Consider the following 18,509-nt stretch of genomic DNA (forward strand, 5'->3'; position numbering starts at 1 on the left):
GGAGGGGCGTCAGGACCGAACGTCCTGACGCCCCTCCGGCGTGTGGTGCGGAATTCTTGCGGTGCCGTACTACAAGGCGACGCCGAGCAGGGCGTCCACGGTGCGGGTCACCAGGCCGGGCGCGCCGATGTCGCTGCCGCCCTCGGCCTCCTGCTGCTCGGCCCAGCGGTCGACCGCGGCCAGCGCGGCGGGCGCGTCCAGGTCGTTCGCGAGGGCCGCGCGGACCTCGGCGAGCAGCTGCTCGGCCGCCGGGCCGTCCGGCCGGGAGACCGCGGCGCGCCAGCGGGCGAGGCGCTCGACGGCCTCGTCCAGGACGCCCTTGGTCCACTCCCAGTCGGCGCGGTAGTGGTGCGAGAGCAGCGCCAGGCGGATCGCCGCCGGGTCGACGCCCTCACGGCGCAGCGCCGAGACGAAGACCAGGTTGCCGCGGGACTTGGACATCTTCTGGCCGTCCAGCGCGACCATGCCGGCGTGCACGTACGCCTTGGCGTACGGGTGGGTGCCGGTGGCGACCTGGGCGTGCGAGGCGCCCATCTCGTGGTGCGGGAAGGAGAGGTCGCTGCCGCCGCCCTGGATGTCGAAGGACATGCCGAGGTACTGCAGCGCGATGGCGACGCACTCGATGTGCCAGCCGGGGCGGCCGTGGCCGAGCTCGGTGTCCCAGGCGGGCTCGCCGGGGCGGGCGGCCATCCAGAGCAGGGCGTCCAGCGGGTTGCGCTTGCCGGGGCGGTCCGGGTCGCCGCCGCGCTCGGCGAAGACCGGGCGCATGGCCTCGCGGGTGAGGCCGGAGACCTCGCCGAAGTGCGGGTCGGCGTCGACCGAGAAGTAGATGTCGCCGTCGACCTCGTACGCGGCGCCGGAGGCCAGCAGCTTCTGGACGATCGGGACGATCCACGGGATGGACTCGACGGCGCCGATGTAGTGGGCCGGCGGGAGCAGGCGGAGCGCGGTCATGTCCTCGCGGAACAGCGCGGTCTCGCGCTCGGCCAGGGCCACCCAGTCCTGGCCGGTCTCGACCGCGCGCTGCAGCAGCGGGTCGTCCACGTCGGTCACGTTCTGGATGTACAGGACGTCGTGGCCGGCGTCCTTCCAGACGCGCTGCACCAGGTCGAACGCGTTGTAGGTGGCGGCGTGGCCCATGTGGGTCGCGTCGTAGGGGGTGATGCCGCAGACGTAGATCCGGGCGGTGCCGTCCTGCGGCACGACCTCTCGGACCGTACCCGCTGCGGTGTCGTGGATGCGGAGGGGGTGACCCTGACCAGGCAGGGCGGGAACCTCGGAGGCGGGCCAGGCATGCATGGAAACAACTTTAACCTTGCGAACATTTGAAAGCCTAACCAGTGCGCAAGATCGACTGGTTTCGCTTCATGCCGTTGCCTGACCGGTTCTCGACTGGTAGTGCACGGGCTCTCGACCGCTTCCGGAGCCCCCCGACCCGCTCCCGGCACGGGTGAGCGCCCGGCCGGCCCTGCCGCCGACCGGGCGCCCGGCTCCCCGGGGAACGCGGCCGGAGCCGCTACGACCGCTGCCAGAGGGCCGGTACGTTCGGCGGTTCCCAGCCGACCATGGCGGTGTGCGCCTGGAGGCAGACGTAGGAGACGCCGGAGTAGGTGACGCGGTCGCCCGCGCGGTAGGAGGCGCCCGGCGCCCAGCTGCCGCCCGGCGGCGTGGTGGGCGTGCCGGTGGGGGTGGCGGTGGACGTGGGCGTCGGACTCGGCGTGCCGGGGGCCTGCGGCACGTTCAGCACGAAGTCGTAGCTGCCCTCGCGGACGTTGCCGTTCTGCCGGACGTTCATCAGCAGCCGGGCGTCGTAGATGGTGTCGGTGCTGTTGCGCGGCTCGCCCGGGAAGTACAGCTGGGTGGTGACGACCGGGCGGGCGGGGGCCTGGAGCTTGACGTGGAGGTGCCGGGTCCGGCCCGGGTAGAGGCCGGGCACGATGGTGTCCAGCCGGTACGCGCCGTTGGCGTCGGTGAACTGGTGGCCGCGGAAGGTGTAGCCGACGTTGTCGTACGCGCCGTTGTCGTCGGCCTGCCAGAAGTCCAGCAGCACGCCGGGGACGGGCCGGCAGGCGAGGCCGAAGACGTAGCCGCTGACGACCAGCCGGGTGCCGGGGCCGTCGTTGACCATCGAGCTGCGCAGCGGGGAGTCGGGCTTGAAGTAGGGGCCCTCGGTCTGTTCGATCGTGGGGTCGTCGCCGTCGTGGCAGTCGGGGGTGAGCTCCGGGGTCCGGCCGGTGCCGACCTGCTCGCGGGCCAGTGCGACCCCGCCGCCGATCAGCAGCGGGGCGGCCCCGAGCGCGGCGGCGGCCTTCAGTACGGTCTTGCGGCTGATCATGCCGTCGGGCACGCTCATCGCCGTCTCCCTGTCGTGGGGCGGGGGTGGGGGCGGCCCTTGCCATGGTGGGGGCATGACAAGGACCGGGCCGGTCGCCCGCCCGCACACACCGGGCCGGCCACCGGTGGCCAGCAGCAAAGTTACGGGCCGTCCGGCGCGGCCGCGATGGACGTGATCCGGGGATCGTGGTGATTTCCGTCGACCCGGGACCGGAACTCCCCCGGCGTCATCCCGGTCTCCCGGCGGAAGAAGCGGCAGAAGTACGCCGGGTCCGCGAAACCCGCCTCCCTGGCCACCTGACGTATCGTCAGATCCGTGCAGGCGAGCAGCCGTTTGGCCTCCAGGGTCTGCTGGTGGCGGATCAGCCCGCCCGGGGTCCGGCCGGTGGCCTGCTTCACCAGGGTCTGCAAGTGCCCCGGGGAGACGCCGAGTTCCTGGGCCGTGGAAACCACCGAGCGCCGCACCCCGCCCGGCTCGGCGATCAACCGGGTGAAGGCGGCGGCCACTTCGGCGGGCCGGCCGGGCAGCCTGGGGCGGTCGGCCGGGGCGCAGGCGCGCAGCGCCCGGACGATCAGGATGTGCAGACTGGCCCGCAGCACGCCCTGGTAGCCGGGCGCCCCGGTCAGGTACTCGTGCTCCATGTCGGCGAACAGGGCGCCGATCGTGTCGGCGTGCGCGCCGAGCGCGAGGGTGGGGCGGGTGGCCAGGGCCCGCAGGGCGGCGAGGTCCTGCGGGTGGCCGAGCAGGAAGTCCTCGTTGAACAGCAGGACCCGGCCGGTGAGTTCCTCGGTGTCCGCCCAGTAGTGCACCTGGCCTGGGGTGATCACGCACAACTGCGGGGGCGCCAGCGGCCGGTGGACGAGGTCCAGGACGTGGGCGCCGCGCCCGCCGGTGACGTGGACGATCTCGTGGAACGAGTGCCGGTGGGGGAAGCCCGCCCGGGAGAGCGGGCCGATCGTGTCGAAGCTGCCGATGGCGAAGGGGAGCAGCTGGGGCAGCGGGACCTGCAGGCGGTGCAACGGCAGGTCCGGCGTGCTGCGGGGGGTGGGGGTGGTCCGTCGCGCGTCCATCGGAGCAGTGTGCGACCTGTTCCGGGGACAGGTCCAGACCATCCGTCCGGGACCGCCGAACCCGCGGGGACCGCACCCCCGGGGCCAGGCGGGCGCACGGGAAGCCGGGCGGGCCTGGCGCGCCAGGGGGCCGGCTACACCGGGGGCCAGGGGATCGCGGGCCAGTCCTCCGACGGCAGCGGATGGCGGCCGGAGCCGCGCAGTTCGGCCACCCGGGCCCGGGTCGCGTCCAGCTCCGCCCCCGTCAGGTGCGGGGCGAGGCGCTCGGCGAGCTCACCGTCCAGCAGCTCGGCCAGCCGGGTCAGCACCTCCAGCGCCTCGACGGGCAGCGGGTCCCCCGCCCAGCCCCAGAGCAGGGTGCGCAGCTTGCCCTCGGTGTTGAAGGTGACGCCGTGGTCGATGCCGTACACCCGGCCGTCGGCGGCCGGGATCAGGTGACCGCCCTTGCGGTCGGCGTTGTTGAGCACCGCGTCCAGCACGGCGAGCCGGCGCAGCCGCCGGTCGTCGTGGTGCACCAGCAGCGCGGTGCGCCCGCCCTCGACCTCGGCCCGGACGATCGGCAGCCAGCCCTCCTCCGGGCCGCGCGGGTCCTGCAGCGCGAGCAGCGGCTCGGCCCCGGGATCCGGCTCGACCCACAGCTGCACCATGCCGGGCCCGTGCGGGCCGTCGCGCAGCACCGTGGGCGGGATCAGCGCCCAGCCGGTCGCGGCGGACAGCTCGTACGCGGCGACCTCGCGGCCGGCCAGCGTGCCGTCCGGGAAGTCCCAGAGCGGGCGCTCGCCGGCCACCGGCTTGTAGACGGCCTGCGCGCTCAGCGAGCCGTGCGCGACCGTGCAGTACAGCGCGGCGTTGGAGGCCTCGGTGAGCCGGCCGTGCACGGTCAGCTCGCCCTGGCGCAGCAGCGCGAGGGCGGTGGGCACGTCGGCGGCCAGCGCGGCGGCGGCCGCCGGGTCCGCCTGCGGCGGGGTGTCGGTGTTCAGCGCCGGTAGCCGTTCGCGCGCGGGCACAGGTGGCCCTCCGGGTCGAGCGGCAGGTTGCAGAACGGGCAGGGCTTGCGGCCGGCCGCGACCAGGTCCAGCGCGCGCTTGGCGAACACCCGGGCCATCGCGCCGGTCAGCCGCACCCGCAGCATGTCCGGGCCGGTGTCGTCGTCGGTGAACACCGCGGCCGCGGCGTCCTCCTCCTCTTCTTCCTCCTCCACCAGCGCCTGCGCCTCGACCACCAGGCAGCTGTCCACGCTGTCCCAGGCCAGGGCCATCGTGCCGACCCGGAACTCCTGCTCCAGCGGCAGGTCGAGCGGGGCGGTGTCGAGCAGGTCCTTCGGGGCGGCGGCCGGGATGGAGGCGTCGCCGCCGCTGCGCCGCAGTGCCTCGTCCAGGACCTCCTCGATGCGCTCGGCGAGCGCCGCGACCTGGGTCTTCTCCAGCAGCACGCTGGTGATCCGGCCCCGGGCGCTGGCCTGCAGGTAGAACGCCCTGGCGCCGGGCTGGCCGACGGTGCCGGCCACGAACCGTTCGGGCTGGTCGTAGAAGAAGACCTGACGGGTCACGCTCTCGCTCCGGATCGTGTCGGTCGGCGCGGATCCGCCGTGGGGGATCGCGGGTGTTCGGACTCGTATGTCACCCTACGACCTTCGGGCTCCGGCCGGGGAGCGGAGCCGACGGCCGCGGGCGGTGTGGCACGCGCGGGCCCTGGCGGTGCCGCCCGGACGGGTGCCGCGGGCTTGCGCCGTGGACCGGCGCACCCGTACCGCCGCGGGCGGCGGGGCTCAGGCGGTGCCGCCGACCACCGCGTCGCCGGCCGGGGCGGCCGGTGCCGGGCCGGTCCTCGGCGCCAGCGAGGCGAGGTCGCCGGTGTCACCCATCCTCAGCACGAAGGGGCGCTGCGGGGTGTAGCGGATCGCGGTGACCGAGCAGGGCTCGACGCTGACCCGCTGGAAGTGGTCCAGGTGCAGGCCGAGCGCGTCGGCCACCACCGCCTTGATCACGTCACCGTGCGAACAGGCGATCCAGACCGCGTCGTCGCCGTGCTCGGCGGCGATCTTCCCGTTCCACTCGCGGACCGCGCTCACCGTACGGTGGCTCAGCTCGCGCAGCGACTCCCCGCCGGGGAAGGCCGCGGCGGCGGCGTGGTCCTGGACGGTGCGCCAGAGGGGCTCCTTGGCCAGCTCGGCCAGCGGACGGCCGGTCCACTCCCCGTAGTGGCACTCGCCCAGCCGCTCGTCCGTGGCCGGCGCGCCCAGCTCGGGCCGGGCGGCCAGCAGCGGCTCCAGGGTCTGCCGACAGCGCTCCAGCGGGCTGCTGACGGCCTGGGCCAGCGGGATGCCGGCCAGCCGGTCGGCCAGTGCGGCGGCCTGCGCGCGCCCGGTGTCGTCGAGATCCACGCCGGGGGTCCAACCGGCCAGGATCCCGGCGGTGTTCGCGGTGGAGCGGCCGTGACGGACGAGCAGCAGGGTGGGCATGGGGTTCAGCCTACGGCCTCCGGGCCCGGCCGTGGGGGCCGGTTACCGTCCGGTTACCCGCCCGGCCCCGGCTCCGGCGGGCCCGCACGGTGGCGCCCCGCCCCGGGATGCTTGCCGGACCGGCCCCGGGATCCTGCCCGGTCGCGCGCCGGGCCCCACCCCGGATCCGCTCCGGTCGCGCCCGCCTCCGCCCCGGCTTCCGTCCCGCTTCCGTTCCGAATCCGGACCGGATCCGTGCCCCACGGCCCCGGTCGGGTGACAATGGCCCGCATGATCGTCCACTGCGCCGCCTACTGCGACGGCCGCCGGATCGAGGCTCCCGACGACCTGGCCGGCGCGCTCGCCGCCGCCCGCGCGGCCGGTCCGGACGGCTTCGTCTGGATAGGCCTCTTCGAACCGACCGCCGAGGAACTCGACCACGTCGGCAAGGAGTTCGCGCTGCACCCGCTGGCCGTCGAGGACGCCGTCCGGGCCCACCAGCGTCCCAAGGTCGAGGCCTACCAGGGCTCGCTGTTCGTCACCATGAAGACCCTCGGCTACGCCCCCGGCGCACACGTCGTCACGGTCGGCGAGGTGATGGTCTTCCTCGGCCCCGACTTCGTGATGACCGTCCGGCACGGCCAGGACTCCCCGCTCGGCGGCCTGCGGACCCAGCTGGAACAGGACCCCGAGCTGCTGCGCTACGGCCCCAGCTCGGTGCTGCACTCGGTCTGCGACACCATCGTGGACGGCTACGTGGACGTGGCCACCGCCCTGCAGGTCGACCTGGACGAGCTGGAGGCGGACATCTTCTCCCCCGGCCGGGTCGGCCGCGACACCGCCGGGCGGATCTACGGCTACAAGCGCCAGGTGATGTCCGTGCGCCGCGCCACCGGCCCGCTGCTGGAGCCGATGCTGACGCTGGAGCGCGGTGCCCGCTTCGTCCGCCCGGAGACGGCGCCCTACCTGCGGGACGTCGCCGACCACCTGGCCCGGGTGAACGACCAGGTGGACGGCATGGACCGGCTGCTGTCCGACATCCTCAACGCCAACCTGGCGCAGGTCAGCGTGCAGCAGAACAACGACATGCGGAAGATCTCCGCCTGGGCGGCGCTGGCCGCCGTGCCGACGATGATCGCGGGCATCTACGGGATGAACTTCGACGACATGCCGGAGCTGCACCAGGTCTGGGGCTACCCGGCGGTGCTGGTGCTGATGGCCGTGGTCTGCCTGGTGCTGCACCGGGTGTTCAAGCGGCACGACTGGCTGTAGCGCCGCCTGCTCCCCCGGTGCCGCGGGTCCGCGTACGGGTACGGCCGGGCCCGTTCCCCGGCGCCTCAGGCCAGTCCGGCGCGCTCCAGGGCCTCGACACCGGTGCGCAGCGCCCGGATCCGCTCGTCCAGGGTGAACCCGGCGGGGGCCAGGGTGAGCGTGGTGACGCCCGCGTCGGCGTAGGCCTGCATCCGGTCGGCGATCCGGGCGGTGTCGCCGATCAGCGAGGTGGCGTCCACCAGGTCGTGCGGGACGGCGGCCGCGGCGCCCGCGTAGTCCTTGGCCAGGTACTTCTCCTGGATCTCGTCGGCGGCCTGCTCGTACCCCATCCGCCGGGTCAGCTGGTTGTAGAAGTTCTTCTCCTTGCTGCCCATGCCGCCGATGTAGAGCGCGGCGTACGAGCGCAGGGCGTCGACCCCGGCCTTGACGTCCTCGCCGACCGCGAGGTTGACGGTCGGGCAGAGGTCGAAGCCGTCCAGCGTCTTCCCGGCCTTGGCGCGGCCGGCCGTCAGCGGGTCGAGGGACATCGAGGCGTGCTCGGGCGAGAAGAAGATGCCGAGCCAGCCGTCGGCGATCTCGCCGGTCAGCTCCAGGTTCTTCGGGCCGATCGCGGCGATGTACAGCGGGACGTGCTCGCGCACCGGGTGCACAGTGAGCTTGATCGGCTTGCCCGGGCCGCCGGGCAGCGGCAGGGTCCAGTGCGCGCCCTCGTGGACCAGGCGCTCGCGGGACATCGCCTTGCGGATGATCTCCACGTACTCGCGGGTGCGGGCCAGCGGCTTGTCGAACTTCACGCCGTACCAGCCCTCGGACACCTGCGGGCCGGAGACGCCGAGGCCGAGGCGGAACCGGCCGCCGGAGAGGGTGTCCAGGGTCGCGGCGGTCATCGCCGTCATGGCCGGGGTGCGGGCCGGGATCTGGAAGATGGCCGAGCCGACGTCGATCCGCTCCGTCTTCGCGGCGACGTAGCTGAGCACGGTGGCGGCGTCCGAGCCGTACGCCTCCGCCGCCCAGCAGACCGCGTAGCCGAGCCGGTCCGCCTCCTGGGCGACGGCGATGTTGTCGGCGTCCATGCCGAGTCCCCAGTAGCCGAGGTTGATCCCGAGTCGCATCTGCCGCACCTTCCAGTGGGTTGGGGTCGGGCCGAGGGTAACCGCGCCCGCGCCGGACATGCTACTGACGAGTAGTGGTGGCCCGGGTCACACTTCCCCGGCCGCCGCCGGCGGTGATCGTTCTGCGGGTCTTCGCACCTGTCCGCGCACCGGCCGCTACGCTCAGCCGACGTGGGGAGCGCACTCCCCACCTGCGCGTTTTCAGGGCTGCCGGAACGCCCGGGGCCACCGGCCAGTGGAGGGCCCGTCCGATGGAACAGCGTCACCTCGGCCGCACCGGCCTGCAGGTCTCCCGGCTCGGCCTCGGCACCATGACCTGGGGCCGCGACACCGACGAGCACGAGGCCGCCGAGCAGCTCAAGGAGTTCGTCGAGGCCGGCGGCAACCTGGTCGACACCGCCGACGTGTACGCCGACGGCGGCGCCGAGTACCTGATCTCCCGGCTCACCGACAACCTGGTCCCGCGCTCCGAACTGGTCATCGCCACCAAGGCCGGCAGCGTCCCCGACTCCGCCCGCCGCTTCGACTGCTCGCGCGGCCACCTGCTCGCCGCCCTGGACGCCTCGCTGCACCGCCTCGGCACCGACTACGTCGACCTCTGGCAGGTGCACTCCTTCGACCCGACGACCCCGGTCGAGGAGACGCTCAGCGCGCTCGACATCGCCGTCTCCTCCGGGCGCGCCCGCTACGTCGGGGTCTGCGACTTCAGCGGCTGGCAGCTCGCCCGGGCCGCCACCTGGCAGCGCGCCCACCACGGACGGGTGCCGCTGGCCGCGGCGCAGCTGGAGTACTCCCTGCTGCAGCGCGGCATCGAACGGGAGGCGCTGCCCGCCGCGCTGGACGCCGGGACCGGGGTGCTGGCCGGCTCGCCGCTCGGCCGCGGCGTGCTCACCGGCAAGTACCGGCACGGAGTTCCGCAGGACTCGCGCGGCGCCTCGCCGTACCTGGCCGGCTTCGTCCAGCCGTACCTCGGGGACCGCTCGCGGCGGATCGTGGACGCCCTCGCCACCGCTGCCGACGGGCTCGCCAGCAGCCCGCTGGCGGTCGCCCTGGCCTGGGTCCGGGACCGGCCCGGAGTGGCGAGCGCGCTGGTCGGGGCACGGACGGTGGCACAGCTGCAGGCGGCGCTGTCGGTGGAGGAGCTTACGCTTCCGGGTGAGATCCGCGGCGCGCTGGACGACATCTCGTCGCCCGTGCACCGCTACCCGGACCAGGGGTGGACCGAGCTGTGAAGCCCGGGCCGGATCGTCGAGCGGAACGTGCAGTGGAGTGACCTTTGGAGCGGACGACGATGAGTGACACGGGGAACGGCGCTCCGGCGGAGACCACGGCGACTCCGGCCGACAAGGCGGCGGAGCTGGCCGAGCTGGCGGAGCGGATCCGCGCGGTCGAACGGCAGGGGGCCGGGGCCGGGGGCCCGACTCCGAGGGCTGCCGCACCGGCTCCGGCTCCGGGGGCTGCTGCACCGGCTCCGGCTTCGGCACCGACGCAGGCTCCGGCACCGGCACCGGCTCCGGCATCGCGGAGGGCGGAGCCGGCCGACCAGGCCCCGCCGGCTGCGGCGGGCGCCCCGACCGGTGCGACCGCCGCAGCCCCCGACGGCCCCCGCGGCGACGCACTCCAGGAGGTCGCCGCGGTGCTGACCGCCGGCGGTGCCCCCGCGGAGCTGGCGGCGGCCGCCCTGGCCGAGTTCGGCGAGGACGCCGCCGAGCGGCTGCGCACCAACCCGTGGGCGGTGCTGGACCTGCCCGGCGTCCGCCCCGAGCACGCGGACGGCTTCGCCCGCGGGCTGCTCGGCCCCGACTCCGGGCCGGGCGACGAGCGCCGCGCCCAGGCGCTGGTGCCGTGGCTGCTGGAGCAGGCGGCGCTGCGCGGGCACTCGGCCCTGGAACTGACCGAGGTGGCCGCCGGGCTCGAACGGCTCCGGATGCCGGACCCGGCGGCAGCCATCGGGAGTGCCGTCGAGGACGGTCGGGTGCTGCCCTCCCAGGAGGAGCTGACCGGAGCCGAGGCGCACGCGGCCGGCGGCGAGGACGACGAGCCGCCGACCCGGACGCTGCTCGCGCTGGAGCGGCTGGCCATGGCGGAGGACTCCCTCGCCGAGGGCCTGGTCCAGCTGATGGCGACCTTCGTTCCCGGCGAGGACGTCGACCCGGCGGCCGATGCCGCGGACACCGACCCGGAGGCGGAGCCGGAGTCCGGTGAGGGGGGCGACGCCGACGAGGCCGAGGACTCCGAGGCCCCGGGCAGCGCCGCACCCGCCGCCGCTCCCGGACCGGCCGCCTGGGAGGCCGCCGCCGAGGCCGCGCCGTCCTCCTCCGCGACCGCCCTGATCCGCGCCGTCGCCGACAGCGCCCTGGTGCTGCACACCGGCGGCGAGGCGGCCCGCGCCGAACCGGCCGCGCTGATCGCCGCCGCCCGGGCCCTCGGGCTGCGGGCCTGGGCCGCCACCTGGACCGACCAGGGCCGGGACTCCTTCGCCGTGCTCTGCGGGGCCGGGGCCGAGGCCGACACCAGCGCCGACACCGGCGCCGGGACTGCCGTGGTCACCCTGGCCGACCTGCTCTCCGGCAGCGCCGGCCCCGGCCGCGCCCCGGACGGCATGCTCGCCCTGGACCTGCTGGTCGTCCTGGACGCCCCGCTGCTGGGCGTCGAACTGGCCGCGACCGTCCTGGAAGCGCTCGCCGACGGCACCCGACTGGTCCTCAGCGGGGACCCGAACCAGCTCTGGTCGGCCGGCCCCGGCCGCTTCTTCGCCGACCTGCTGGCCACCAAGGCCTGCCCGGCGGTCGCCTCCCGCACCCCGGACTTCGGCCCGATCGGCGAGCTGGTCTCCGGTGTCGGCATCGGCGAGCTCCAGCAGGTCGACGCGCCGGACAAGGAGGTGGTCCTCCTGACCGCCAAGGACGCCGGCGAGGCCGTCCACCGTGCCGTCCAGCTGCTCACCGACTCCATCCCGCGCGCGCTCGGCATCCCCGCCGAGCAGGTGGTGCTGCTCACGCCCGGCCACGGCGGTGCGGCCGGCACCCGGGTGCTGAACGCCGCCGCCAAGGCGCGGCTGAACCCCGGCCCCGGCCGGTTCCGCGGCTTCGACCCGGGCGACCGGGTGGTCGACTCACCGGCGCCCGGCATCACCCACCCGGCCCGGGTGCTGGACGGCGACGCCACCGGCCTGCACCTGGAGTACGCGGACGGCTCGCGCCGCACCGTCCCGCCCGCCGAGGTCGCCCGGCTGCGGCACGGCTGGGCACTGACGGTCCACCAGGCACTCGGCCGCCGTTGGCCGGGCGTGGTGGTCGTGCTCCCGGAGGACGCCGCTCCGGGGCTCACCCGGCAGTGGGTCTACACCGCCTTCGGCCGCGGCGAGCGGCACCTGTCCGTGGTGCACGCGGCGGGCCCGGCGCTCGCCCAGGCCGTGGCCGAGCGCCCGGCGCAGCCGCGCACCACCCGGCTGCGGGCGGTCCTCGCCGAGAACGCCGCCTCGGCGTACTGAGCCGTCGCCGCGCCGAGCCGCAGCGGCGCCCTGCCGTAGCCGTTGAGCCGCAGCGGCGCCGGGCGGTGGCCGCGCCGCGCGGCGGACATGCGACGGGCGGGCCCCAGGTGTGGGGCCCGCCCGTCGTCCGTCCCGGACTCCGTCAGTCGTCCGGGTCCTCGTCGTCGTAGACCTCGCTCACGTCGAACCGGCAGATCAGCAGCTGCGGGTCGGCGTGTTCGAAGGGCTCCGGCAGCCACTCCCCCGGCTCGGTCGGCTCGGCCGCCGCGACCCAGAGCGTCGAGTCCGCCTCCTCCAGACCGAACTCCTCGCTGCGCGCGGCGATCTCGTCCGGCTCGTACTCGCCGAACAGCACGCCGATCGCGGCGTTCACCCCGCCCGCGCCGGCGCCGCCCGGGGTCAGCGACTCGTCCAGCCGCTCGGCCTGGGCGCGCAACCGCTTGGGGTCGACGACGTGGTAGTCGCGGCGGATCAACACGCTGATCGCCTCGGGCTGTTCGGGGCCGTGGTACCCGCCGGGACCCTCGTCCCCGGGGATCTCGAAGGGCGTGACCTCGTCGTAGGCCTCGTACAGGAGCTGGTCGTAGGCGATGGCCGCCGTCGCGAGCTGCTCGTAGGCAGCGGACACGGCGGGATCGTCGGAGGTGTTGGGGCTTGACACCGCTTCCAGATGACGGTCGATGGCGGCCTTGACCGCCTCAGCGGCGGCGCGTACCTCGGCAATGGTGGGCTGCGCGGCATCAGACATGGTGCAGACGCTATCTCCCCGCGGTGTCGGTACGCACAGCGGTTGTCACCTACACCCGCGATTTCACCGCAACTTCCCCCCTGATGTCCGATCTGCACGGGTACGTCCCCCTGCGGAACCGGCGCGGGCCGGCGCAGAGGGCGCGCAGCAGGTCGGGCGGGGCCGTCCGCGTACCGCTTCGCACGCCGGGATCGGGGTATCCCCTCCACAGCAGCAACAGAACTGATGCACTGTCAGTCGGCTGTCCGGGCCGCGGGCCGTCGGGGCGCCGCTCCCGCGCGGGAGGACGGCCGGAAATATCCGGGCCGACTGTCCGGGGCAGGCCGTAGGCTTGCCCGAAGGTGATCCCCAGGAGGAGCGTTTTGACCCCACGCAAGCCGGTCCGGCAGCCGGAGTACGAGTACCAGTCGCTGCGCATGCCGCGCGGCACCACGCGCAACGCGGCCCGCCAACTGCTCACCGAGCACGCCGAGTACGGGCACTGGGAGCTCGACCGACTGAGGCTGTTCCCCGACGGCAGCCGGACGGTCCGGCTCAAGCGCAGGATCATCCGCCAGGTCCGGAACTGGTGACGGGCGGGGCGCTCCGCCCCGAGCGATCACCGGCACGAAGCCTTCACGCACCCGCGGCCGCCCGTTCATCCGGCGACCGCGGGTGCGTCGTTCTCCACGGTGGGTGCGCGTCGTCGTCCACGACGACGCGCGGGCCCGCGGCTGCGAGGGGTCAGCGGGCCCCGGCGCGGGCGCGGCGGTAGAGCACGCCGCCGCCGAGCAGCAGCGCCAGGCCGGCCGCGCCGAGCAGTTCGACGCCGCCGGCGCCGGTGGAGGCCAGCTGGCTGTCGACCGGGGCGCTCGGCGTGGCGGCCGGGGCCGTCGTCCGGGAGGCGGCCGGGACGGCCTGGGTGCCCGGGGCGGTGGTGGCCGGCGGGGTGGACGGGCCGCCGGTGCGGGGGATGCCCGGGGTGGTCTCGCCACCGGTCTTCGGCGGGGTCGGGTGGCTGATCTCCGGCGGGCAGTCGTCGCTCGGCTTCGGCGCGGGGGCCGGCGCGGGCCGGGCCACGTTGCCGCACTCGTTGCCGAAGGCCGGGTTGGCGACGCCGACCACGTTGACGGAGTTGCCGCAGGCGTTGACCGGGACGTGCACGGGGGCCTGGATGCTGTTGCCGGAGGCGACGCCCGGCGAGCCCGCGGCGACGCCGGAGGCCGAGGCGCCCGAGGCGGTGGTGCCCCGGCTCCCGCCGGCACCGGAGCCCGCGGTGCCGGAGCCGGCCGTACCGGAGCCGGCGTGGCCGGACTGGCCGGACTGGCTGCCCTGGGGGGCCGCGTGGCGGCCGCCGCTCGCGTTGGCGCACCGGTTGCCGAACGACGGGTTCAGCGCACCGATGATGTCGACCGTGTTGCCGCAGGCGTTGATCGGCACCTCGACCGGCACCTGCACCGAGTTGCCCGAGGCGACGCCGGGTGATCCGACCGCACCCCCCTGCGCCTCGGCGCCCGCGTAGGCGTAGCCGGCGGTCGAGGCCAGCACACTGCCGGTGGCCACGGCCGTGAGGATCCCCTTCTTGGCTACATTCCTCATGTTTTCCCCTGACGTTTTCGAGACGAGGTTTTGACCTTGACGTGAACCTTATGAAAGTCGGAATTTTTGCCTATCCGTAAATCACGCAGGGTCTTCGACTGCACAGGAGTTAACGAGGGGCGAACGGTGAGGTTGGGCCGAACGCTGCAGCTTCACCCGATCGAGCGATCGTGTCGCCGACCTGTATCACGGCCCGGCGGACGCGCGCCGCGCACGCGAACGCCCCCGGTGCGGCGCGTCCGCCGCCCGGGGGCCGGGTCGAGTCCTCTCAACGGGCCTCAGCGGCCCGGAGGTCGACTCAGATGTTGGCGCAGTGGTTGCCGAACGCCGGGTTCAGCACGCCGATCACGCTGACGGTGTTGCCGCAGACGTTCACCGGGACGTGAACCGGGATCTGGATCTGGTTGCCGGAGACGACGCCCGGGGAACCGGCGGCCACACCCTCGGCACCCGCGTGTGCGGACGCGACACCGGCGGCAGCGAGCACCAGGCCACCGGTGGCGGCGGCGACGGCGGCGATCTTCTTGTTGACCTTCATCATTCCTCCTGTATGGACAACGCAACCCGTTCGGCGGGCTGCACAGGGATGAACGACGCTGCGGCAAACGGGGTACGGAACAGGATTCCCATTCACCCGCAACGGTGAGGTCTCGCACAAACAATCGGCTTGGGATTCCGGGAGGAATCGTTTCTGTCGATCTCCCCGAACCCGTCCCACAATCATCAGCTCCGACAATGCGGTCGGCCCGCTCCCGGAACCCCGGGAGCGGGCCGACCCAGTCGCCTGATCAGCGGGCGACGGCGAACCGGTCAGCAGGCGTCGATGAACCGGTCGAGCACCCGGACGCCGAACTTCAGGCCGTCCACCGGCACCCGCTCGTCCACGCCGTGGAACATCCCGGCGAAGTCCAGCTCCGGCGGCAGCTGCAGCGGCGCGAAGCCGAAGCAGCGGATCCCCAGGTCCTGGAAGGACTTGGCGTCCGTCCCGCCCGACAGGCAGTACGGCACCGCGCGGGCGATCGGGTCCTCCGCGCGCAGCGCGGTCTGCATCGCCTCGACCAGCGCTCCGTCGAAGCCGGTCTCGATCGCCTTGTCCGAGTGCAGGCTCTCGCGCTTCACGCGCGGGCCGAGCACGCTGTCCAGCTCGGCCAGGAACTCCTCCTCGTAGCCGGGCAGGAAGCGGCCGTCCACGTGCGCGGTGGCCTGACCGGGGATCACGTTGACCTTGTACCCGGCGCCGAGCATGGTCGGCTGGGCGGTGTTGCGCAGCGTGGTGCCGATCATCTTGGCGATGCCGCCGAGGACGCGCAGCGTCTCGTCCATGTTCTCCGGGTCCAGCTCGACCCCGAGGGCGTCCGACAGCTCGTCCAGGAAGGCCCGGACGGTCTTGGTGATCCGCAGCGGGAACTGGTGCCGGCCGAGCCGGGCGACCGCCTCGCACAGCTCGGTGATCGCGTTGTCGTCGTTCTCCATCGAGCCGTGGCCGGCCCGGCCCTCGACCGTCAGGCGCATCCAGTGCATGCCCTTCTCGGCCGTCTCCACCAGGTAGAGGCGGACCTGGTCGTTGACCGTGAAGGAGAAGCCGCCGACCTCGCCGATCGCCTCGGTCACGCCCTCGAACAGCCCCGGGTGCTTGTCCACCAGGTAGCGCGCCCCGTACGTGCCGCCGGCCTCCTCGTCGGCGAGGAAGGCCAGCACGATGTCGCGCGGGGGCTTGCGCCCGGTGCGCAGCCGGTCGCGGACGACCGCCAGGGTCATCGCGTCCATGTCCTTCATGTCGACCGCGCCGCGGCCCCAGACGCAGCCGTCGGCGATCTCGCCGCCGAACGGGTCGTACGTCCAGTCCGCGGCGTTGGCCGGCACCACGTCGGTGTGGCCGTGGATCAGCAGGCCAGGGCGGGAACGGTCCTCACCCTCGATCCGCACCACCGTCGAGGCGCGGCCCTTGGCCGACTCGAAGATCTTCGGTTCGAGTCCGAACTCGGCGAGCTGCTCGGCCACGTACTCGGCCGCCTTGCGCTCGCCCGGGCCGGAGCCGTCCCCGTAGTTGCTGGTGTCGATCCGGATCAGATCGCGACAGATCCCGGCGACCTCCGACTCAGCCGTCACCTTCGGCGCCGCCGACTCGCTCCGCTCGCTCACGGTCACTCCTCGTCTCTGGCCCGCACCGACGCACCAGCGCGCCACCCCCAGGACCTGCACCCGGGCCGTACGAGCACGTCCGCCCATCCTCCCCCAGCCCCCCGACCGGATCCACCCCCCGCACGCCCCCGAAACCCCCTGGTCACGCCCCCGCCACACGCCGGCCCTTGCTCCCGCCACCCGCCGCGCGCCCCGGCCGGGAACCGTTTTGGGAGCCCAAGCCGATCTTTGCTACAGTTACATCTGTCAGCGCGACGGACGAGAGATCGGAAGCCGCGAGGACGACACCTAGTCCGGGTGGCGGAATGGCAGACGCGCTAGCTTGAGGTGCTAGTGCCCTTTATCGGGCGTGGGGGTTCAAGTCCCCCCTCGGACACCGACAGGAACCCCAGATTCGTCTGGGGTTCCTTTTGTTTTCCCGGGGCTGCAAGGCCGGCTCCGGAACTCCGGGGCTGCAAGGCTCCGGGGCATCAGGGCACCCGGTGGTTCCGGTGCCCCGCGCCCGGAGCCCGCCCGCCTCAGGGCTGCCGGTCGGCGGGCTGGTGGTGCCGGGTGGGCTTCGGGACGGGCGTCCGTGCGGGGATCGTGTGGCCGGTGCGGTCGTCGGTGTGCCAGGACTGCGACTGGAAGGCGAGGAAGATCGCTGTCCAGCGGTTCCGGGCGGGCAGGTGGATCAGGAGGCCGCCGTCCTGCCGGACGCCGTCGTCGGTCCTGAACCGGCCGCTGTTGCCCTGGTTCATGTGGATGTCGTGGACGCCGTTTCCCGGGAGGAAGCCGAACACCTTGTCGGGGACGGTGGGTTCGGGGCCGAAGCGCTGGCCGAAGACGTAGAGGGCGGCGGCCGGGCCGGCGATCGCCTGCTGGACGTGGTGGTCGAGCAGGTCCGCGAGGTCGTTGTCCGCCCCCGGGGCGTCGGGCGGCAGGACGCGCATCGCGGCGGGGTCGAACAGGTGCCCGCGGACGAAGTCCAGGCTCGCCGTGTCCGGCCGGGAGGGCAGCGCGTTCCAGCCGCTGCCGGCCGGCGGGAGGAGTTCGGTGACGGGGTGCCGGAAGTCCTCGACGACGATGTAGAGCAGGTCCGAGGGGGCCTGCTGGGAGAGGACGTTGACCGCCGCGCGGTAGTCGGCGCCCTGACCGTCGCGCAGGTGGATCTGGTAGTGCGGGGTGTCGGCGCCGCCCTCGCGGCGCCGGTCGACGGCGGTGGCGGCGAGCACGCCGTAGTTGCTGATCGGCATCGGTGGGGTCCTCGGAGTCGGTGGTGCAGGGACCCCTCCGTTATGGCGCATGCGGTGGCGCAACCACCCGTGAATCGACGGAAGTTCACTTCCCGTCCCCCGAAGGGGTTCCGGGCTCACCGAACGTTGACAGCCCGGCACCCCCGCCCGCCGGTCGGGCCCGCCGGTCAGACCTGGCGGGTGTCTCCGCCCAGGGCGCTCTCGATGCCCTGGACCATCCGCCACAGCGGCGCCCGCCGGCTGGCGACCAGCACCACGACCTCGTCGGACTCGCCCTCGCCGCCGCTCTCGGACGGGCGGTCGCTCCAGGTGCCGGTGACGAAGGCCATCACCGCGTCCACCTCGGCCACCCAGTCGCTCTCCCCGCCCGTGCGCAGCCAGGTGCGCAGGGCGTGGTTGTGCGCGGCGACGACGGCCGCGGCGATCACGTCCGCGCGCAGCGGGCCGTCCGGGCGGTCGCCGAAGCGGCCGCGCAGGTAGGCCGCGAGGGTGTGCTCGTAGCGCCAGACCACCGACAGCTCGTACGCCCGCAGGCCGGGCACCTTGCGGGTCAGCCGGTAGCGCTGGACGGAGAAGGAGGGCTGCTCGGCGTACATCCGCAGGACCAGGCGGGCGGCGTCGCAGGCGTGCTTGACCGGGTCCTCCTCGCCGTTGCCGGACTCCAGGAACTCCGTCATCTCGGCGAGGCTGCGCTCGTGGTCGGGGAAGACCACGTCCTCCTTCGCCGGGAAGTACCGGAAGAAGGAGCGCCGGCCGACTCCGGCCAGCGAGACGATGTCGTCGATGGTGGTCTGCTCGAAGCCGCGCTCCAGGAAGAGCTCGAAGGCCGCGGCGACCAGCGCCTCGCGCATCGCGGGCTTGGCGGGCCCGTCGTTCATGGGCAGGTCCTGCTCTTCCTTCTCGCTCATTCTCGGCAACCTAACACCGGCGCACCGCCCGGGCGCCGACGGCCGGGGCGCGCTCCGCTCCGGCCGTCGGCGACGCTCGAACCGCCTTACGGGAGGTTGCGGGCCATGACGATGCGCTGGACCTGGTTGGTGCCCTCGTAGATCTGCGTGATCTTCGCGTCCCGCATCATCCGCTC

The 18,509-nt window shown here is 73.9% G+C and carries 18 protein-coding genes and 1 tRNA gene; 5 read left to right on the top strand and 14 right to left on the bottom strand.

Translation table 11 applies throughout. The features are described from left to right. Positions 1 to 69: 69 nt before the first annotated feature. The 6 genes from mshC to ACIRST_RS40770 all read right to left on the bottom strand — a co-directional run bounded on the left by mshC (position 70) and on the right by ACIRST_RS40770 (position 5,866). Entirely contained in the window at positions 70 to 1,299 is a 1,230-nt protein-coding gene (gene mshC / locus ACIRST_RS40745) for a cysteine--1-D-myo-inosityl 2-amino-2-deoxy-alpha-D-glucopyranoside ligase (RefSeq protein WP_402809503.1), read from the bottom strand. Between the two features lie 217 nt (positions 1,300 to 1,516). Beyond that, on the bottom strand, positions 1,517 to 2,353 hold the full coding sequence (locus ACIRST_RS40750) for a carbohydrate-binding protein (RefSeq protein ID WP_402809506.1): 837 nt from the start codon (positions 2,351 to 2,353) through the stop codon (positions 1,517 to 1,519). Positions 2,354 to 2,475: 122 nt separating this feature from the next. Next, entirely contained in the window at positions 2,476 to 3,405 is a 930-nt protein-coding gene (locus ACIRST_RS40755) for an AraC family transcriptional regulator (RefSeq protein WP_402809509.1), read from the bottom strand. Between the two features lie 134 nt (positions 3,406 to 3,539). Next, entirely contained in the window at positions 3,540 to 4,337 is a 798-nt protein-coding gene (locus ACIRST_RS40760) for an SCO1664 family protein (RefSeq protein ID WP_350523882.1), read from the bottom strand. Between the two features lie 44 nt (positions 4,338 to 4,381). Further along, positions 4,382 to 4,954, bottom strand: coding sequence for a DUF3090 family protein (locus ACIRST_RS40765; protein WP_350523863.1), 573 nt, complete (start codon positions 4,952 to 4,954; stop codon positions 4,382 to 4,384). Positions 4,955 to 5,173: 219 nt separating this feature from the next. Beyond that, positions 5,174 to 5,866 carry a histidine phosphatase family protein gene (locus ACIRST_RS40770; protein WP_402809512.1) on the bottom strand — a complete coding sequence of 231 codons (693 nt, stop codon included), beginning with the start codon at positions 5,864 to 5,866 and terminating at the stop codon, positions 5,174 to 5,176. A gap of 270 nt (positions 5,867 to 6,136) precedes the next feature. Here ACIRST_RS40770 and ACIRST_RS40775 point away from each other — a divergent pair, with 270 nt between their 5' ends. Further along, the gene (locus ACIRST_RS40775; protein WP_350523865.1) at positions 6,137 to 7,117 is read left to right on the top strand and encodes a magnesium and cobalt transport protein CorA; all 981 of its coding nucleotides are present in this window, start codon (positions 6,137 to 6,139) and stop codon (positions 7,115 to 7,117) included. Positions 7,118 to 7,182: 65 nt separating this feature from the next. On the opposite strand, the gene ACIRST_RS40780 is transcribed toward ACIRST_RS40775, so the two are convergent. Then, positions 7,183 to 8,229, bottom strand: coding sequence for an LLM class F420-dependent oxidoreductase (locus tag ACIRST_RS40780; RefSeq protein WP_402809515.1), 1,047 nt, complete (start codon positions 8,227 to 8,229; stop codon positions 7,183 to 7,185). A 251-nt stretch (positions 8,230 to 8,480) separates the two neighbouring features. Here ACIRST_RS40780 and ACIRST_RS40785 point away from each other — a divergent pair, with 251 nt between their 5' ends. Both ACIRST_RS40785 and ACIRST_RS40790 read left to right on the top strand, forming a co-directional pair. After that, positions 8,481 to 9,461: an aldo/keto reductase gene (locus ACIRST_RS40785; protein ID WP_350523867.1), complete on the top strand. Its 981-nt coding sequence runs from the start codon at positions 8,481 to 8,483 to the stop codon at positions 9,459 to 9,461. 59 nt (positions 9,462 to 9,520) lie between these two features. Next, positions 9,521 to 11,722: a helix-hairpin-helix domain-containing protein gene (locus tag ACIRST_RS40790; RefSeq protein WP_402809517.1), complete on the top strand. Its 2,202-nt coding sequence runs from the start codon at positions 9,521 to 9,523 to the stop codon at positions 11,720 to 11,722. A gap of 142 nt (positions 11,723 to 11,864) precedes the next feature. Here the strand turns inward: ACIRST_RS40790 and ACIRST_RS40795 are convergent, their stop codons facing one another. Further along, on the bottom strand, positions 11,865 to 12,470 hold the full coding sequence (locus tag ACIRST_RS40795) for a hypothetical protein (RefSeq protein WP_350523869.1): 606 nt from the start codon (positions 12,468 to 12,470) through the stop codon (positions 11,865 to 11,867). 362 nt (positions 12,471 to 12,832) lie between these two features. Between ACIRST_RS40795 and ACIRST_RS40800 the strand changes: the two genes are divergently transcribed. After that, positions 12,833 to 13,042, top strand: a complete 210-nt coding sequence (locus tag ACIRST_RS40800; RefSeq protein WP_037901221.1) for a DUF5703 family protein — start codon at positions 12,833 to 12,835, stop codon at positions 13,040 to 13,042. A 151-nt stretch (positions 13,043 to 13,193) separates the two neighbouring features. On the opposite strand, the gene ACIRST_RS40805 is transcribed toward ACIRST_RS40800, so the two are convergent. The 3 genes from ACIRST_RS40805 to ACIRST_RS40815 form a co-directional block, all read right to left on the bottom strand. Next, on the bottom strand, positions 13,194 to 14,048 hold the full coding sequence (locus ACIRST_RS40805; RefSeq protein ID WP_350523870.1) for a chaplin: 855 nt from the start codon (positions 14,046 to 14,048) through the stop codon (positions 13,194 to 13,196). A 298-nt stretch (positions 14,049 to 14,346) separates the two neighbouring features. Further along, complete coding sequence (locus tag ACIRST_RS40810; protein ID WP_350523871.1) at positions 14,347 to 14,586, bottom strand: chaplin; 240 nt, start codon at positions 14,584 to 14,586, stop codon at positions 14,347 to 14,349. A gap of 272 nt (positions 14,587 to 14,858) precedes the next feature. Beyond that, positions 14,859 to 16,190 (bottom strand): M20/M25/M40 family metallo-hydrolase, encoded by a 1,332-nt coding sequence (locus tag ACIRST_RS40815; RefSeq protein WP_350523872.1) that lies wholly within the window; start codon positions 16,188 to 16,190, stop codon positions 14,859 to 14,861. A 291-nt stretch (positions 16,191 to 16,481) separates the two neighbouring features. On the opposite strand from ACIRST_RS40815, the gene ACIRST_RS40820 reads away from it, so the two are divergent. After that, positions 16,482 to 16,566, top strand: a tRNA-Leu gene (locus ACIRST_RS40820). A 142-nt stretch (positions 16,567 to 16,708) separates the two neighbouring features. Here the strand turns inward: ACIRST_RS40820 and ACIRST_RS40825 are convergent. The 3 genes from ACIRST_RS40825 to ACIRST_RS40835 all read right to left on the bottom strand — a co-directional run. Beyond that, positions 16,709 to 17,425 carry a YukJ family protein gene (locus ACIRST_RS40825; protein WP_350523873.1) on the bottom strand — a complete coding sequence of 239 codons (717 nt, stop codon included), beginning with the start codon at positions 17,423 to 17,425 and terminating at the stop codon, positions 16,709 to 16,711. Positions 17,426 to 17,592: 167 nt separating this feature from the next. Continuing rightward, on the bottom strand, positions 17,593 to 18,333 hold the full coding sequence (locus ACIRST_RS40830) for a TetR family transcriptional regulator (RefSeq protein WP_402809522.1): 741 nt from the start codon (positions 18,331 to 18,333) through the stop codon (positions 17,593 to 17,595). Positions 18,334 to 18,419: 86 nt separating this feature from the next. Beyond that, on the bottom strand, positions 18,420 to 18,509 hold a 90-nt coding region (locus ACIRST_RS40835), incomplete at its 5' end, for an acyl-CoA dehydrogenase family protein (protein ID WP_144385854.1).

The sequence above is a fragment of the Kitasatospora sp. NPDC101447 genome, assembly GCF_044767225.1.
Lineage (GTDB): Bacteria > Actinomycetota > Actinomycetes > Streptomycetales > Streptomycetaceae > Kitasatospora.

What these genes read in the sequence shown, in the direction of transcription:
- mshC (WP_402809503.1), bottom strand. Translation starts at nt 1,299, where the DNA reads ATGCATGCCTGGCCCGCCTCCGAGGTTCCCGCCCTGCCTGGTCAGGGT.
- ACIRST_RS40750 (WP_402809506.1), bottom strand. Translation starts at nt 2,353, where the DNA reads ATGAGCGTGCCCGACGGCATGATCAGCCGCAAGACCGTACTGAAGGCC.
- ACIRST_RS40755 (WP_402809509.1), bottom strand. Translation starts at nt 3,405, where the DNA reads ATGGACGCGCGACGGACCACCCCCACCCCCCGCAGCACGCCGGACCTG.
- ACIRST_RS40770 (WP_402809512.1), bottom strand. Translation starts at nt 5,866, where the DNA reads ATGCCCACCCTGCTGCTCGTCCGTCACGGCCGCTCCACCGCGAACACC.
- ACIRST_RS40775 (WP_350523865.1), top strand. Translation starts at nt 6,137, where the DNA reads ATGATCGTCCACTGCGCCGCCTACTGCGACGGCCGCCGGATCGAGGCT.
- ACIRST_RS40780 (WP_402809515.1), bottom strand. Translation starts at nt 8,229, where the DNA reads ATGCGACTCGGGATCAACCTCGGCTACTGGGGACTCGGCATGGACGCC.
- ACIRST_RS40785 (WP_350523867.1), top strand. Translation starts at nt 8,481, where the DNA reads ATGGAACAGCGTCACCTCGGCCGCACCGGCCTGCAGGTCTCCCGGCTC.
- ACIRST_RS40790 (WP_402809517.1), top strand. Translation starts at nt 9,521, where the DNA reads ATGAGTGACACGGGGAACGGCGCTCCGGCGGAGACCACGGCGACTCCG.
- ACIRST_RS40795 (WP_350523869.1), bottom strand. Translation starts at nt 12,470, where the DNA reads ATGTCTGATGCCGCGCAGCCCACCATTGCCGAGGTACGCGCCGCCGCT.
- ACIRST_RS40805 (WP_350523870.1), bottom strand. Translation starts at nt 14,048, where the DNA reads ATGAGGAATGTAGCCAAGAAGGGGATCCTCACGGCCGTGGCCACCGGC.
- ACIRST_RS40810 (WP_350523871.1), bottom strand. Translation starts at nt 14,586, where the DNA reads ATGAAGGTCAACAAGAAGATCGCCGCCGTCGCCGCCGCCACCGGTGGC.
- ACIRST_RS40825 (WP_350523873.1), bottom strand. Translation starts at nt 17,425, where the DNA reads ATGCCGATCAGCAACTACGGCGTGCTCGCCGCCACCGCCGTCGACCGG.
- ACIRST_RS40830 (WP_402809522.1), bottom strand. Translation starts at nt 18,333, where the DNA reads ATGAGCGAGAAGGAAGAGCAGGACCTGCCCATGAACGACGGGCCCGCC.